Origin of the sequence: Paraburkholderia nodosa, from assembly GCF_001718195.1 — a bacterium.
GTDB lineage: Bacteria > Pseudomonadota > Gammaproteobacteria > Burkholderiales > Burkholderiaceae > Paraburkholderia > Paraburkholderia nodosa_A.
Genome location: NZ_MCNV01000011.1, coordinates 93,780 through 107,970, shown reverse-complemented (window position 1 = coordinate 107,970; position 14,191 = coordinate 93,780). Strand labels below are relative to the sequence as shown.

The following is a 14,191-nucleotide window of genomic DNA, read 5'->3' as shown; positions in this document are numbered from 1 at the left end:
CTTAGTTCGCGGGCGCAGTCGCGGCGGTTGCCGCCGGTGCTGCTGAAGCCGGTTGCGTGCCTTGCGCCCCCTGCTGCTGCAGCGATTGCTGATTGCCCTCCCAGCCGCCGCCGAGCGCGAGGAACAACCGCACCTGGTCGAGCGCGACTTCGCCTTCGGCCGCGGCGACCTGTGCGTGCACACTGGTGAGCGTGCGCGTGGCGTCGAGGTCGGAGAGGAAGGGTTCGCGGCCCGCCGCATAGAGACGATGCGTTTCGTCCGCCGACTGCTGCGCCGACGTATAGGCCGTGCGCAGTGCATCGGCGCGCAGGTCGTCGGCGGCGTAGGTCGCGAGGCTCGACTGCGTTTCGCGCAGCGCGTTGAGCACCACGCCGTCGAAGTGCGCGAGCGCGCCGCCCGTGGCAGCCTCCGCGGCGCGCACGCGGTCGCGCTGGCCGTTGACCGGGAAGGTCCAGCTGATCAGGGGTCCGAATGACCAGGCATTGGTCGCAGGGGTGAACAGATCGCTCGTCAGGCCGACCGTGCCCACGCCCGCGCCGAACGTGACGTCGGGGTACATCTCGGCGATCGCCACACCGATGCGCGCCGTCGATGCCGCGAGCTGGCGTTCCGCCTCGCGCACGTCGGGGCGGCGCTTGAGGAGCGCGGCGCCGTCGCCGACGGGAATCGGCTGCTTGAGCCTCGGCAGGCGTTTGCACGCGAGCGCGGCGGGCGGCAGGTCCTTGGGGGCGCGCGCGAGCAGCATGGCGAGCTGATACTGTGCCACGCGGCGGCGTCCCTCGAAGCGCGGGATATCGGCGGCGATCGTATTGGCCTGGGTCTGCCCGCGCGTCACGTCGGGTTGGTTGCCGCGGCCCGCGTCGCGCAGGCGCTTGGTGAGCGCCACGCGCTCGTTCTGCAGCTTGAGCGATTCCTGCGCGATCTCCAGTTCCTCGGCGGCCGAGCACGATTCCACGTAAGCCTGCGCCACGTTGGCGACCACGGTGATGCGCGCGAGGTCGGCCGCGGCTTCCACGGCTGCGTCGTCGGCGCGCGCGGCTTCCACGCCGCGCCGGAGCTTGCCGAACAGGTCGAATTCATACGAGATGTTGACGCCGAGGTCGCCCAGCGTCGCGACAGGCACCTTTTCGAACAGGAGGTACTGCTCGCCCGACACCTGCGCGCGCTCGGCGGTGGCGTGCGCGGTGCCCGAGAAGCCGCCCTGTGCATTGGCGATGTCGACCGCCGCACGCGAGCGCGCGAGATTCGCCGCCGCCACGCGCAGGTCGGTGTTCGACTTCAGCGCCTCCTGCACGAGTTCGTTGAGCGTGGGGTCGTCGTAAAGCTGCCACCAGTTGGCGGGCACGCCCAGTTGCGAGACGGGCGCATGGTCCGCGCCGTCGATCGGCCCTTGCGCGAGCGGCGCATTGACCGCGGCTTCCTGCGGCACGTGATAGTTGGGACCGAGCGTGATGCACGCGCCCAGCGCGAGCGTGAGCGGCGCGAGCGCGAGGTTGGGCCAGACGTTGGGCGACAAGCGGCGGCGCCAGAGACTACGGCGTGTCATTGCGAAGCTCCGGCAGCCTGGGAAGCGGCGGGGGCGCTCGCATTCATGGCGGGCTGCGAAGCGACGGCGCCGCTTGCGTTGTTCGCGTGGGCGGCCTGGTGGTCGTTGTTCGCTTCCGTGCGCACGGCCACGGTTGCCGTTCGCCCCGCGATCATGCGGAAATCGGCGGGCACTTCGTCGAGCGCCACGCGCACCGGAATACGCTGCGCGAGACGCACCCAGCTGAACGCCGGATTCACGTTGGGCAGCAGGTTCGGCGCCGCCTGGCGGTCGCGGTCCTCGATCGCCGCGACGATGCTCTGCACATGACCACGCAGCGGGCGCGTCTCGCCCATCACCGTGATCTCCACGGGTTGGCCGATCTGAATGCCGTGCAGGCGCGTTTCCTCGAAATAGCCATCCACGCGGAACGAATGCATGTCCACGACGGCGACCACCGCGCGGCCTGCCGTGACGTATTCGCCAGCCCGCGGCGCGCGGTCGTTCAAATAGCCGTCCACGGGGCTCACGATCGTCGTGCGCTGAAGATTGAGCCTGGCGGTGTCGACCTGGACCTGGGCGTCGGCGGCCGCGGCCTCGCCCTGATCGACGCGCGTGCGGCTTTCCTCGAGCGTTTCCGCCGCCACGAGATTGCCGAGCCCGATATTGCGCGCGTATTCGCGCTTCGCCTGGGCGAGCGTGGCCTTGCGCTGCTCGAGCGCGGCCTGCGCGAGGCGCAGCGCGAGCGAGTAGCGCGCCTGGTCGATCACGAACAGCACCTGGCCTTGCTTGACCTGCTGGTTGTCGACGACGTCGACGCGGGTGATGAGTCCGCCCACGTCGGGCGCGACCTGGATCACGTCGGCGCGCACGCGGCCGTCGCGCGTCCACGGCGAGAACATGTAGTAGTTGACGATGCGCCACAGCACGAGGGCGGCGACCACGACGACGATGAGCGTCAGCAGGATCTGTCCTGCGGAGAACCAGGTTTTTTTCACGTTCACGTTAATTCACGAAGCGATGCGACACGATGATGACGGCAGCCAGCACGAAGACATAGATGCCGAGATCGAAAATGGAACGATGCCACACGAGGCGGTAAAAGCCGACGCGCGTGAGCACCTTGCCGATCACGACATTGATGAGGTACGCAATCAGCATCAGGACGAGCACGGCGGGCACGAACACGCCAAAGATATCGATTTCGCCGATCATGATGCGAGTTTCGAAAAAGGATGAGAGGGACGCGCGCTCATGCCGCGGCCTCCGGGTTGGAAGGCGATTGTGCCGCAAGGGCCGGATAGAGCGCGATGCGCAGGCCCACCAGCGCGTGCAGCGTGTCGCGCAGCCAGCGCTGCGAGACGAGCGCGCGCGGCGCGGGCTGGGCATCGGCGTCGGCAAGCGTGGCGGGCGGCAGTTGCGCGCGCGCGCGGGCCGCCACGCGGCGCATGGCGTCGTCGATGCTGGAGAGCAGCGCCGACGGGGCGTCCTGGCGCTCGCTCGCTCGCGCGCAGCGCGCATAGTGGTCGCTCACGCCCGCGAGCACGCGGTCGATCGCGTCGGGCACGTCGCCGTCGAGCTTGTGGCGCGAGCGGCGCAAATCGAGCGAATTGAGCGCGATACGCAGGTCGCGGAAGCTCTCGATCGACGGATGGCGGTGCTCGTCGGAAGCCGCGAGACGCGGAATGAGCTGCATGAGGCGATCGACCATGCGTGACGTGAGGTTGCGCTGGTCCGCGATAGGCGTGGGCGATGCCGAGAGCGCGACATCGCTCCAGCTCGAGCGCAGGAGGCGCCGCGCCGCGAGCTCGGCGCCGAACGGGCGCGTGACGCGCGTCCACAGGTAGGCGAACAGGAGGCCCGCCACACCGGCAATATTGCTGTTCAGGAAGACGAAGAAGTCCGACTCGTAAGCACTCTGCACGCTGATGAAGGTGGCCGTGTTCACGGCCACGAGCATCGTCACCATGTTGAAGGCCGGGCGCGGAATGAGCGTGCCGATCAGGATGAACGGGCCCGCGAACAGCAGCACGAGCATCGCGAAGTCGTGCACCTTGGGCAGCGCGACGAACAGATAGAGGCCCGCGAATACCACGCTCGCCGCGGTGGCGAGGAAGAAGCGGAACACCAGCGGCGCGGGCTCGTCGGATGCCGCAAAGAAGCAGCAGGCCACGGCCGCGAGCGTTACCGCGCCCGCGCCGTCGTGCCAGCCCGAACTGACCCATAGCCAGCAGGCCACGAGAATCGCGCTCACCGGCACGAGGCACGAAAACACCATGAGGCCGCGATCGTAGAAGCGTTCGGTGCCGCCAAGGCGCCAATGGCGATAGCGCGGCCGCCACGAGCCGATTTTCGCTTCGTGCGCGATGAGCGCGCGCAGCGCGCGGCAGTCCTGCCACACGTCGATCACCTGGCCGAGCCGCCAGAGTGCGTTCGAGAGCAGCGCGCCTTCCCAGCTCGAGAGTGCGTCGCGCGCGGGCTGCAGCGTCGCGATGCGCTTGCGCAGATTCTCTGCGGTCGGGTCGCCCGCGTCGTCGTGCATTTCGGCGGCGCGCGTGGGCAGCGGTTCGTCGAACCAGCGCGCCGCGTCGGCGAGCAGGCTGTCGAGGCCCTCCGGCCACACGTGCAGATCGCGGCGCAGCGCGACGAGCGGGTCGGCGAGCGCGGAGATCATCGGCAGAAAAAGCTGCATGCGCCCGCGCAGCGACTCGGCGCGCTCGAGGATCTCGGGGTGCGTGTGGTCGTAGCTCAACTGGCTCAGCAGGAATTCGAGCTGGTTGACCGTCGCGGCGAGACGTTGACGGCACGCCGAAAGCGCCTTGCCCGCAATATGGCCCGAGAGCGTTTCGCGGCCGTACCAGGCGGCGTCGCGGAACCACGCGTCGGCGCGCTCGATGAGCGTGGGCGCGAGACGGCTAGGCAGGATGTTGCTGCCCACCACGCTCGCGCAAATGATGCCGACCGTAATTTCCTGCGTACGCGCGATCGCCACGTCGAACACCGTGGTGGGATCGCTCACGGTGGGCAGCGCGATGAGCGGCATCGTATAGCCCGCGAGCATGAACACGTAACTGCGCGCGGTGCGGTCGGAGATCGCCAGATAGAGCAGCGTTCCCGTCCAGGTCGCGACGATCGCGCTGAAGAGCAGCGGCGTTTCGACGAAGGGCGGCACGAGCGCGACGGCGGCGGCCGCGCCGAGCGCGGTACCGAGCGCGCGGTACAGCGCCTTCGAGCGCGTGGCGCCCACGAACGGGTTCGAGACGATGTACACACTGGCCATCGCCCAATAGGGGCGCGGCAGCTGAAACTTGAGCGCGATATAGAGCGCCAGCATCGACGCGGCGAAGGTCTTGACCGAAAAGAGCCAGTCGCGGATGGAGGGGTAGGTCATGAGTCCGCTTTCTGCTTTCAGTCGTGTAAGGGCCGGTCAGCCTGGTCTGCGGGGGGAACGGCGTTGAACGCGTTGAGCACGCGCAGCGTCGCTTCGAGGTCGGCGCGGCTCACGCCCTTGAGCACGCGGGCGCGCAGCGAGCGCAGCTCGTCCTCCATGCGCTCGGTCACGGCGCGGCCTTCGCTCGTGAGCGAGATCGTTTTTGCGCGGCGGTCGTCGGGGTCTTCGTCGCGGCGCACGAGGCCCGCGGCGCACAGCTGGTCGAGCAGGCGCACGAGCGACGGGCCTTCGATGCCCACGTGCTCCGCAAGCGTCACCTGGCGCACGGCTTCGCCAAGGCGCCCGGCGGTGAGCAGCGGCGCGGCGCACGCCTCGGAGACGTTGTATGCGGTGAGGGCGCCGTGCGTGGTGCGCCGCCATTTGCGTGCCGCCACGACGAGCGTGCTGCTGACCGCAAGGCGTAAAGTATGAAGATTCGACATCGGCGGATCATAGCCCAAAGCGATTCGATAGCAAACTATCTTTTTCTTTCGCAGCGCCACGAATCGGATGGTATGCGACTCGTCGGCGGCCTGCTTTCTATCTGATGCGCGGTGATGCGTACGGCCAACAGTGCGCGAGGCGCACGGCTTTTTTGGCGTTGTTTCGTACGCGCTTAACTATTTGACCAGCGGGAAAGCAGGGCGGGAAGCTGCACCATGTCGGTGAATACGTGTGCGACGCCCGCCTCGAGCAGCGCCTGAGCGCTGCTGTGGCCGGGCTCGGGCGGGCTGAAGCCGAACACCGTGGCGCCCGCGGCGAGGCCCGCGCGCGCGCCCGTGACCGTGTCCTCGATGACGGCGCAGCGGGCGGCCTGCACGCCGAGGCCGGCCGCCGCCGCGAGATAGACATCGGGATGCGGCTTGCTGCGCGGCGTTTCGTGGCCGCTATAGATGTGGCCGGCGAAGCAGTCGAGCAGGTTCACCTTGCGCAGCTGCAGCTCGACCTTGCGCCGGTCCGCACCCGAGGCGACGGCGATGCGCCCGTTCATTGCCGCGTGCACCGCGCGCACGGCGGCGGGCGCGCCCGGAATCTCGACGAGATCGCGCTCTAGCGCGTCGTTGCGGCGCGCGCGAAAACCTTCGAGCCAGGCGTCGGTAATCGCGAACCCCGTATGCGCTTCGATGCGCGCGGCCTCGTCTTTCACGGCCTTACCGACGAAGATGCGCATGGCTTCGTCCACCGTGAGTGTCCAGCCGAGTTCGCCCAGCATCTGCGTGAGCACCACGTGCGTAATGCGTTCTGAGTCGACGAGCACGCCGTCGCAGTCGAAGAGGATGGCGTCGAAGGGGATGGGGGACATCGTTTGCCTGCGGTTGCTTTCGGTTGCCTGCGGTTGCGTCATGCGGCGCGCATCGGGATCGCGCACGCAAGAGCGCGATGATAACCGGGGTCGCGTTTGCGTGGCTTTCTCTCGGGCAAGCCGTGCAGGGTGCGGCGTTGGTCGGCCCGTGCGAAACGATGGACAATAGCGTACCCAATCGCTACCCCACCGCTCTGATGTCCACCGACGAAAAGACCCCCAACGAACTCCCCGGCCGCGCCAGCTACACACAATTCGCCGACCGCTACGCCGAGCAGGCCCCGGTCAAGCCGCACAACGCGCTCTACGAACGGCCCGCCACACGCTCGCTGCTAGGCGCGGTAGCGGGGCTCGACGTGCTCGACGCGGGCTGCGGGCCCGGCATCTTGAGCGCGGAGCTGGCGGGCGAGGGCGCACGGGTGCAGGCCTTCGACGTCACGCCCGCGATGGTCCAACTGGCGAAGGCGCGCTGCGCAGGCCTCGCGGTCGATATCGCGCAGGGCGATCTCGGTCGGCCGCTCGACTGGCTCGCGAGTGGCTCGGTCGACCGCATCGTGTGCTCGCTGGCCCTCGACTACGTCGAGCACCTCGCGCCGACATTTCAGGAGTTTCACCGCGTGGCGCGCCCCGGCGCACTGCTGGTGTTTTCGATGTCGCATCCCATGCGCGACTGGATCGACACGCGCACGCGCGGTTCGCGCACCTACTTCGAGACGACGCGATTCGGCCTGCATTGGGGCGGCTTCGGCGAGCCGAAGCCGTGGGTGGAAGCGTTCAGGCGCCCGCTTGCCGATATCTTCAACGCGCTCATGGAAGCGGGCTGGGCCATCGACCGCGTGCTCGAACCCATGCCACAACCGGAAATGAAGGCGGTGTCGCCGGCGCTGCACGCGGAACTGGCACAGGCCCCGGCGTTCATCTGCGTGCGCGCACGGCGCGTTTGACTGGTCGAGCGGCGCCATGGCGCCGCAAGCGCTTAGCGCCGCGCTTCGCGCGAGCCGGCCGAAAGCGATTCTTCGAGCGCGGCAACTCCGGCGGGCAGATCGACCTTCACGCCGAGATCGCTCATCGTGCGACCAAGCGCATGGACGGTGCGAAAGAGGTTGTGCTCGCGGCACTGTTCGCCCATCTGCCCGATGCGAACGATCGGGAGACCGAACGATCCGGCAATCTCCACCTGGTATTGCTGCGAGATGTGATTGCACACCTCGCGTGCGGTGACGCCCTCGGGCAGCCCGATGCCGACCACGGAATTCAGGCGGCACGTTTGCGGCGTATAGAGCGCGAGACCCAGCGCGCTCACGCCGCTTTGCAGCGCGAGCGAGCAGCGCAGGTGGCGCGCAAAACGCTTTTCGAGCGTTTCCGTGCACACGAGGCGCAATGCTTCGTGCAGCGCCAGCACGCCCGAGACGGGCGCTGTGTAGTGATAGCCGGCGTTGTGCCAGAAGTTTTCGGCGAGTATGGCGTCGAGGCACCAGTGCGTGTTCGGTGCGGTGCGCGTACGCACGCGCTCCCAGGCGGCGTCCGAAAAGGCGATGAGCGAAACGCCAGGGATCGAAGAGAGGCCCTTCTGGCCGCCCGTGATGACGACGTCGATGCCCCAGGCGTCCATTTCGAGCGGCATGGTGCTCAGCGTGCAGACGGCGTCCACCACCACGAGCGCGCCGGCGGCTTTGGCGAGCTGCACGATTTCCTTGAGCTCGCGGTTCCATACCGTATTGGAGGTTTCGCCGTGCACGATCGTAACGACGGCCGGGCGCGTGCGCTCGATGGCTTGCGCCACGGCTTCGAGCGAGGCGATTTGGCGGTCGGCGACGTCGAGCGTGGTGACCTCGGCGCCCACGCGGCCCGCCATTTCGGCCATGCGCTGGCTGAAGAAGCCGTTGACGATGGAGAGCACGCGCGTGCCCGGCCACGCGAGGTTCGAGATCGCCATTTCCATGGCCGCCGAGCCGGGGCCGGCCACACCGAGCACCCAGTTCGAACGCGTCTGGAACACGTAGCGCGCCATCGTCTTCACTTGATGAATGACGCGCGCCATCGTGTCGCCGAGGTGATTGATGACGACGGTATTGGCCTTGGCCACGGCGTCGGGAATCGGCACCGGGCCCGCACCCATCATGAGGAGCGGCTCCTCGGGCAGGATGCGGTCGAGCGTTTCGACGCTGGGGCAAGGCACGGGCGCGGCCTCGGCCGCTGCCGCCGCTGTGCGCGAAGTGGCCAGCGGGTCGGGGTGGAGCGCGTTGTCGTTCATCTTGAGTACCTGGTTTTACCTTGAAGGGAGTTGCGTGAGACGCGCGCGATTGGCGCGCCATCAGGCAGTGTTGTGTGGCGCGGCAGCGCTGACCATGTACAGTTGCGCGGAATTTCGCTGAACAGTCGTACGGGCGGCGCAGCGGCCCGCTGCGGCATTGCGGCAGCCACCCTATAATCAATCGCATCGCCCGATAATGCAAGGAAGACCGCGTATGTCGCAATTCGCCGTGGACAACCCGTTTCTTGAAACGCTCGGCGTGAGCGTCGCGCAGTGGCGCGAGGGCTACGCGGAGCTCGTGATGCCCATCGACGCCTCGAAGCTCAATCGCCAGGGCGTGCTGCAAGGCGGCGCGATTGCCACGCTGCTCGACGCTGCCGCCGGCTACGCGGGACTCTTCGCGCCGGTCGGCGACCCGCCGCGTCATGGCTTCACCCTCTCGCTCACGACCAACTACCTCGACAAGGGGCTTGGTCAGTTCGTGCGCGCGAAGGGGTTTCTGGAGCGCGGCGGCCGTTCGATCTTCTTTGCGCGCGCCGAGGCGTGGGTGGACGATCGTTTGCTGATCGCGAGTGCGCAGGGGACCTTCAAGTATTCGTATCCGAAGAAGGCATGACCGAAACGCCGCCCATTTGAATCGGCATCCGAAATAATTTCGCTGAAAAGCAGAAGCCCGCCGCTTCGATTGAAGGGCGGCCTTTTTAACGCTGGGCGCGGGCACTTATCCCAGTAGCAGCGCGTCGTCGTCGAGCTTCTCGTGGCGGGTCTGCTCGAACATGCGCAGGAGGTCCGGCACGTCGAGGCCGCGGCGCGCATCGCCCGAGACGTCGAGCACAACCTGCCCCTGGTGCAGCATCACCGTGCGTTGTCCGTAGTCGAGCGCCTGGCGCATGCTATGCGTGACCATCATGGTCGTGAGCTTCGCCTCTTCCACGATCCGTGCGGTCAGCTCCAGCACGAACGCGGCAGTTTTCGGATCGAGCGCCGCCGTGTGCTCGTCGAGCAGCAGGATGCGCGAAGGCTGCAGCGACGCCATCAGCAGACTCACCGCCTGGCGTTGGCCGCCCGAAAGCAGGCCGATGCGATCGGACAGGCGATTTTCGAGGCCCAGATTCAGGAGGCGCAGCTTCGCGCGGAACAGCTCGCGATCCTGCTTTTTCAGCGCGGAGCCGAAGCCGCGGCGCTTGCCGCGCGCCATCGCGAGCGCCATGTTCTCTTCGATGGTGAGCGCCTCGCAGGTGCCGGCCATCGGGTCCTGGAACACGCGCGCGACGAGATGCGCGCGGTCCCATGCCTGTTTCTTCGTGACGTCCTGGCCGTCGATGGTAATCGTGCCGCCATCCACCCTCTGGTCGCCGCTGATCGCGTTGAGGAAGGTGGACTTGCCCGCGCCGTTCGAGCCGATCACGGCCACGAACTGGCCGCTCGGGATGTCGAGCGTGAGGCCGCGCAGCGCGCGCGTTTCGATCGGCGTGCCGGGGTTGAAAGTCAGTTTGAGGTCTTTGGCGCTGAGCATCTCATGCCCTCCCGTTCTTGCGGCCAAACAGCTTCTTGCGCGTGGCGGGCAGCACGAGCGCGATCGTCACGAGCACTGCAGTAACGAGATTCAGGTCCTGCGCCTTGAGGCCGATGAAGTCGCTGTTGAGCGCGAGCGCAATGAAGAAGCGATAAAGAATCGCGCCGAGCACGGCGGCGAGCGTGGTCAGCATGAGCCGGCGCGCGGGCAGGATGCTCTCGCCGATGATCACGGCCGCAAGCCCGATCACGATGGTGCCGATGCCCATCGAAATGTCCGAGCCGCCCTGGGTTTGCGCGAAGAGCGCGCCGGCCAACGCGACGAGCGCGTTGGAGAGCGCCATGCCGGCGAGCGTCGCGCGGCCCGTGGCGATGCCCTGTGCGCGCGCCATGCGCGGGTTCGCGCCCGTCGCGCGCAGCGCGAGGCCGTATTGCGACGAGAAGAACCAGTCCACGCCGAACTTCGCAGCCAGTACGACGACGAGGAGCGCGAGCGGACGCAGCACGTAGTCGGGCAGCCAGGCGGGCTGGATGATCGTGAATACCGTCGACTCGGAGATGAGCGGCACGTTCGGCGCGCCCATCACGCGCAGGTTGATCGAATAGAGCGCGATCATCATCAGGATGCTCGCGAGCAGATCCATGATCTTCAGGCGCACGTTGAGCCAGCCGGTGATGAAGCCGGCGATGGCGCCAGCGACGACCGCACAGGCGGTGGCGAGAAACGGATCGTGACCGGCCGCGATCAGCGTGGCGGCGACTGCGCCGCCCAGCGGGAAGCTGCCGTCGACGGTGAGGTCGGGGAAGTTGAGGATGCGAAACGAGATCAGCACCCCGAGGGCCACGAGACTGAAGATCAGGCCGATCTCGAGCGCGCCCAGAAGCGAGTAGAGGGACATGAGGAAGAATCCTGTTGCGGCGGCGGTGCGCCGGAATCGACGCGCGGCGCACCGCCCGGATGGGGCGGCGCGCCGTTGCGCGCGTAAGTGGCCGTTATCGGGCCAGGCAGTGCGGCTGCGTGTGATGCGCCATGCCTGCGCCTTACTTCACGACAGTGGTCGCGTCCTTGAGCAGATCGGCCGAGAGCGTCACGCCCTGCTTTGGCGCGGCGGCGGGGTTCACGAACAGTTGCAGCTGGCTGCTGGTTTCCGAGGCGATCGTGCCGGGCTTCTCGCCCTTGAGAATACGCACGACGACCTTGCCCGTCTGGTGGCCGAGGTCGCTGTAGTCGATGCCGAGCGCCGCGATGGCGCCGCGCTTCACGCTGTCCGTATCGGAGGCGACGAGCGGGATCTTCGCGTCGTTGGCGACCTTCACGAGCGCTTCGTAGGCCGAAACGACGTTGTTGTCGGTGTTCGTGTAGATCACGTCGACCTTGCCGATCAGGCTCTTCGCTGCGGGGCCGATGTCCACGGTGCGCGGCGCGGCGGCTTCCTTGAGCGTCATGCCCTGTTGCGCGAGCAGTGCCTTGAGCGCCTTCACGACGACGACCGAATTCGCTTCGCCGGGGTTATAGACCATGCCGACGGTCTTCGCATTGGGCACGACGCGCTTGATGAGCGCGACCTGCTTGTCGAGCGGCAGCTTGTCGGAAACGCCGGTCACGTTCGTGCCGCTCGGCGTCCACGTCTTGACGAGCTGTGCGGCCACCGGATCGGTCACGCCCGAGTACACCACGGGTACGGACTTCGTTGCGGCCACAACGGCTTGCGCCGACGGCGTCGCGATGGCCACGATCGCGCTCGGGTTGTCGCCGACGAACTTGCGCGCGATCTGTGCGGCGGTGCCCGTGTTGCCCTGCGCGCTCTGGTATTCCCACTTGAGGTTCTTGCCGGCGTCGTAGCCCGCGGCCTTGAGTTCGTCGCGCACGCCGTCGCGGATCGCGTCGAGCGCGGGATGCTCGACGATCGACAGCACTTCCACGGTCGCGGTTTCGGCGGCGCGTGCGGCGGCCGAAGTCAGCGCGAGTGCGGCGGCGCCGGCGAGCAGGGAAAGGGTGGCGGCAGCGGCTGCCTGCTTGAAGGTCTTCATTCTGTTTGATCTCCCCCAGTGCTGGGTTCTTGCGGTTTTTTCGGATCTGCACGGTGTGGCGTCGCCGGCTTCACGCGTGGCGCGAGAGCACGCGGCATGCGCCGTAGTGGTGCATGCGGGCGCGGCGAGGGAGCGAGGATACCACCGTCTCTTGCGGGGCTGGAACGCGGTGCCGAGCCAGTGAGGCGGGCGCGCCACGGTGTCGCGCGGATTAATTCGAACTCACTCGATTCGATTATGAGAAAAATTCGCGCTTTAACGAAAGCTTTCGCGGTTCCATAGTGGAAGGCGGAAAAGTAGGGTGGTGTGAGATTTATGGTGCCAGTTCAGCGAATATAGAACTTCAATTTTAAGGATTTCGTAATATTTGTTCTTTGAAATCAATGATTTGGCGCATTTTGCATTTAGGGTAATCCCGATTGATCGATTATTGGATTGACGCTTTTATCGCGACAAAAGATTAACTTTTAAAGTTATTGCAAGATGCCATTCGTCGATCAGATTTCATTGGAATTAAAATAACGATCGACAGCGCGTAAAAATCAAGAAATGCAGGAATTCCATACATCCGCGCCAGTCGGTCATCGCAGCCCGGTGACTAGCCCGTCGCTCGCCCGAAAGACTATTTTCACGAGCGTTTTCAAGCGCTTTCCGACATGCCCCTCTATTGACCGATTTCAAAACTCAACTCGATATCCGAAAAAACCCCTGGTTGCGGTGAAATGGGATTATTGATAGCATCCGCCGGTCGCTGATTCAGGCCGGTCCACCTTTCCGGTACGAATTGCAGCGAACGGGGCAGGCGGAATGCTTGCGCAACAGAGTCTGTAACTCAGCAGTCTCTCCGAACTCAGTCGCCTACCAGGGCGCTGATACACGCCGGGCCCCGTCACGTCTTTTTTCTCTGGTGCTCGTCGTGGTTGTTCCCCATTGAAGATCATTGGGGCGCTGTTCGTTTGCGCAGGTCATTCCGTCTGACCGGTTGACCCGAAAACAATCGAGGAGCTCCTGATGATGTCGTTGTCCCGCCTTACCTCCGTTTCCGTGGCCGCCGCGCTGCTCGCCTTTGGTGCAAGCGCAAACGCCGACACCGTGAAGATCGCCATTGCCGGCCCGTTCAGCGGCCCGGTCGCCCAGTACGGCGACATGGTCAAGGCGGGCGCGCTGACTGCGATCGAGCAGATCAACGCCGCCGGCGGTGTGAACGGCAACAAGCTCGAAGCCGTCCTGATGGATGACTCGTGCGAGCCGAAGCAGGCCGTCGCCGTCGCCAACAAGATCGTTTCGCAGCACATCCAGTACGTGGTCGGCCACGTCTGCTCGGGCTCGACGATTCCCGCTTCGGACATCTACGAGAACGAAGGCGTCGTGATGGTCACGCCGTCGGCCACCGCGCCGCAGCTGACCGAAGGCAAGAAGCGCCAGTTCATCTTCCGCACCATCGGCCGCGACGACCAGCAAGGTCCGGCTGCCGCCGCCTACATCATCAACAAGGTCAAGCCGAAGAAGGTCGCGATCCTGCACGACAAGCAGTCGTACGGCCAGGGCATCGCCACCTCGGTCAAGGCCGCGCTCGACAAGGCGCACATTCCTGTCGTCGTGTTCGAAGGCATCAACGCCGGCGATTCGGACTACTCGGCAGTCGTCACGAAGCTCAAGTCGCAGGGCGTGGACTTCGTCTACTTCGGCGGCTACCACCCGGAAATGGGCCTGCTCATGCGCCAGTCGCGTGAACAGGGCGTGAAGGCCACGTTCATGGGTCCGGAAGGCGTGGGCAACAAGGACGTGACGGCCATCGCCGGCCCGGCTTCGGAAGGCATGCTCGTCACGCTGCCGGCCGACTTCGCTTCGGACCCTGCCAACGCCAAGCTCGTGAAGGCCTTCGCCGACGCCAGGCGCGACGCCAACGGCCCGTTCCAGATGCCGTCGTACGCGGCAGTCGAAGTGATCGCCGACGGCATCGCCGGCGCGAAGAGCACGGACCCGACCAAGGTCGCGGCCTACCTGCACAAGAACGCGTTCAACACGCCGATCGGCAAGGTCGAATACGACGCACAGGGTGACCTGAAGTCGTTCCGCTTCGTCGTCTACACGTGGCACAAGGACGCCACCAAGACCGCTGCGAACTGATCC

13 protein-coding genes are annotated in these 14,191 nt (G+C 66.2%); 3 read left to right on the top strand and 10 right to left on the bottom strand.

Annotated features, from left to right (window positions below; all coding sequences use genetic code 11):
• Position 1: 1 nt before the first annotated feature.
• From BFD71_RS20160 to BFD71_RS20135, 6 genes are all read right to left on the bottom strand, one after another.
• Positions 2 to 1,546, bottom strand: a complete 1,545-nt coding sequence (locus BFD71_RS20160; RefSeq protein ID WP_069266068.1) for an efflux transporter outer membrane subunit — start codon at positions 1,544 to 1,546, stop codon at positions 2 to 4.
• Entirely contained in the window at positions 1,543 to 2,523 is a 981-nt protein-coding gene (locus tag BFD71_RS20155; RefSeq protein WP_069266183.1) for an efflux RND transporter periplasmic adaptor subunit, read from the bottom strand. The genes BFD71_RS20160 and BFD71_RS20155 overlap by 4 nt, the downstream gene beginning before the upstream one ends.
• Before the next feature lie 7 nt (positions 2,524 to 2,530).
• Entirely contained in the window at positions 2,531 to 2,740 is a 210-nt protein-coding gene (locus BFD71_RS20150) for a DUF1656 domain-containing protein (protein ID WP_027818583.1), read from the bottom strand.
• A 37-nt stretch (positions 2,741 to 2,777) separates the two neighbouring features.
• A complete protein-coding gene (locus BFD71_RS20145) occupies positions 2,778 to 4,916 on the bottom strand; it encodes an FUSC family protein (protein ID WP_069266067.1) in 2,139 nt (712 codons plus the stop codon).
• Between the two features lie 17 nt (positions 4,917 to 4,933).
• Positions 4,934 to 5,398, bottom strand: a complete 465-nt coding sequence (locus tag BFD71_RS20140) for a MarR family winged helix-turn-helix transcriptional regulator (RefSeq protein ID WP_069266182.1) — start codon at positions 5,396 to 5,398, stop codon at positions 4,934 to 4,936.
• A gap of 173 nt (positions 5,399 to 5,571) precedes the next feature.
• Positions 5,572 to 6,258 (bottom strand): HAD family hydrolase, encoded by a 687-nt coding sequence (locus BFD71_RS20135; protein WP_069266181.1) that lies wholly within the window; start codon positions 6,256 to 6,258, stop codon positions 5,572 to 5,574.
• A 197-nt stretch (positions 6,259 to 6,455) separates the two neighbouring features.
• Here BFD71_RS20135 and BFD71_RS20130 point away from each other — a divergent pair, with 197 nt between their 5' ends.
• Positions 6,456 to 7,202, top strand: a complete 747-nt coding sequence (locus tag BFD71_RS20130) for a class I SAM-dependent methyltransferase (protein WP_069266180.1) — start codon at positions 6,456 to 6,458, stop codon at positions 7,200 to 7,202.
• A gap of 32 nt (positions 7,203 to 7,234) precedes the next feature.
• Here the strand turns inward: BFD71_RS20130 and BFD71_RS20125 are convergent, their stop codons facing one another.
• Positions 7,235 to 8,380, bottom strand: a complete 1,146-nt coding sequence (locus BFD71_RS20125; protein WP_342947191.1) for a pyridoxal-phosphate-dependent aminotransferase family protein — start codon at positions 8,378 to 8,380, stop codon at positions 7,235 to 7,237.
• A gap of 346 nt (positions 8,381 to 8,726) precedes the next feature.
• Between BFD71_RS20125 and BFD71_RS20120 the strand changes: the two genes are divergently transcribed.
• Entirely contained in the window at positions 8,727 to 9,128 is a 402-nt protein-coding gene (locus BFD71_RS20120; RefSeq protein ID WP_069266065.1) for a PaaI family thioesterase, read from the top strand.
• A 105-nt stretch (positions 9,129 to 9,233) separates the two neighbouring features.
• Here BFD71_RS20120 and BFD71_RS20115 read toward each other — a convergent pair whose 3' ends face one another.
• The 3 genes from BFD71_RS20115 to BFD71_RS20105 form a co-directional block, all read right to left on the bottom strand.
• Complete coding sequence (locus BFD71_RS20115; protein ID WP_069266064.1) at positions 9,234 to 10,028, bottom strand: ABC transporter ATP-binding protein; 795 nt, start codon at positions 10,026 to 10,028, stop codon at positions 9,234 to 9,236.
• A gap of 1 nt (position 10,029) precedes the next feature.
• Positions 10,030 to 10,926, bottom strand: coding sequence for an ABC transporter permease (locus tag BFD71_RS20110; protein ID WP_069266063.1), 897 nt, complete (start codon positions 10,924 to 10,926; stop codon positions 10,030 to 10,032).
• Positions 10,927 to 11,068: 142 nt separating this feature from the next.
• Positions 11,069 to 12,058 (bottom strand): ABC transporter substrate-binding protein, encoded by a 990-nt coding sequence (locus BFD71_RS20105; RefSeq protein ID WP_069266062.1) that lies wholly within the window; start codon positions 12,056 to 12,058, stop codon positions 11,069 to 11,071.
• 1,014 nt (positions 12,059 to 13,072) lie between these two features.
• On the opposite strand from BFD71_RS20105, the gene BFD71_RS20100 reads away from it, so the two are divergent.
• Positions 13,073 to 14,188 (top strand): branched-chain amino acid ABC transporter substrate-binding protein, encoded by a 1,116-nt coding sequence (locus BFD71_RS20100; RefSeq protein WP_069266179.1) that lies wholly within the window; start codon positions 13,073 to 13,075, stop codon positions 14,186 to 14,188.
• The last annotated feature ends 3 nt before the right edge of the window (positions 14,189 to 14,191 follow it).

What these genes read in the sequence shown, in the direction of transcription:
- BFD71_RS20130 (WP_069266180.1), top strand. Translation starts at nt 6,456, where the DNA reads ATGTCCACCGACGAAAAGACCCCCAACGAACTCCCCGGCCGCGCCAGC.
- BFD71_RS20145 (WP_069266067.1), bottom strand. Translation starts at nt 4,916, where the DNA reads ATGACCTACCCCTCCATCCGCGACTGGCTCTTTTCGGTCAAGACCTTC.
- BFD71_RS20120 (WP_069266065.1), top strand. Translation starts at nt 8,727, where the DNA reads ATGTCGCAATTCGCCGTGGACAACCCGTTTCTTGAAACGCTCGGCGTG.
- BFD71_RS20125 (WP_342947191.1), bottom strand. Translation starts at nt 8,380, where the DNA reads ATGATGGGTGCGGGCCCGGTGCCGATTCCCGACGCCGTGGCCAAGGCC.
- BFD71_RS20115 (WP_069266064.1), bottom strand. Translation starts at nt 10,028, where the DNA reads ATGCTCAGCGCCAAAGACCTCAAACTGACTTTCAACCCCGGCACGCCG.
- BFD71_RS20140 (WP_069266182.1), bottom strand. Translation starts at nt 5,398, where the DNA reads ATGTCGAATCTTCATACTTTACGCCTTGCGGTCAGCAGCACGCTCGTC.
- BFD71_RS20105 (WP_069266062.1), bottom strand. Translation starts at nt 12,058, where the DNA reads ATGAAGACCTTCAAGCAGGCAGCCGCTGCCGCCACCCTTTCCCTGCTC.
- BFD71_RS20160 (WP_069266068.1), bottom strand. Translation starts at nt 1,546, where the DNA reads ATGACACGCCGTAGTCTCTGGCGCCGCCGCTTGTCGCCCAACGTCTGG.
- BFD71_RS20110 (WP_069266063.1), bottom strand. Translation starts at nt 10,926, where the DNA reads ATGTCCCTCTACTCGCTTCTGGGCGCGCTCGAGATCGGCCTGATCTTC.
- BFD71_RS20135 (WP_069266181.1), bottom strand. Translation starts at nt 6,258, where the DNA reads ATGTCCCCCATCCCCTTCGACGCCATCCTCTTCGACTGCGACGGCGTG.
- BFD71_RS20100 (WP_069266179.1), top strand. Translation starts at nt 13,073, where the DNA reads ATGTCGTTGTCCCGCCTTACCTCCGTTTCCGTGGCCGCCGCGCTGCTC.
- BFD71_RS20150 (WP_027818583.1), bottom strand. Translation starts at nt 2,740, where the DNA reads ATGATCGGCGAAATCGATATCTTTGGCGTGTTCGTGCCCGCCGTGCTC.